The following is a 239-nucleotide window of genomic DNA, read 5'->3' as shown; positions in this document are numbered from 1 at the left end:
CATGCTGAAAAAACAAACGGTTTGGCTTTTAACAATGCTCAGTCTCGTCGTGGTATTAAGTGTTTATTATATTATGTCGCCGGAAAGCAAAAATGCCGTGCAGATGAAAAGCGAAAAAAGCAGCGGAGAAGTGGCAACTGAAAAAACGCCGGCTCCTGAAACGAAAGATAAGAACGGAAGCGGCACGGATAAAGAAGACGGAACAAAAGGAACGAAAGATTCTAAAGGCGCAAAAGAGG

General features: G+C 43.1%; 1 protein-coding gene. It reads left to right on the top strand.

All coding sequences use genetic code 11. The features are described from left to right. Position 1 precedes the first annotated feature (1 nt). The coding region (locus tag SB660_RS23480; protein ID WP_410584985.1) for a SpoIIIAH-like family protein at positions 2-239 on the top strand (238 nt) is incomplete at its 3' end.

Source organism: Bacillus sp. SIMBA_005, assembly GCF_046535585.1.
GTDB classification, from domain to species: domain Bacteria; phylum Bacillota; class Bacilli; order Bacillales; family Bacillaceae; genus Bacillus; species Bacillus pumilus.
This window is presented reverse-complemented; position numbering and strand designations above follow the sequence as displayed.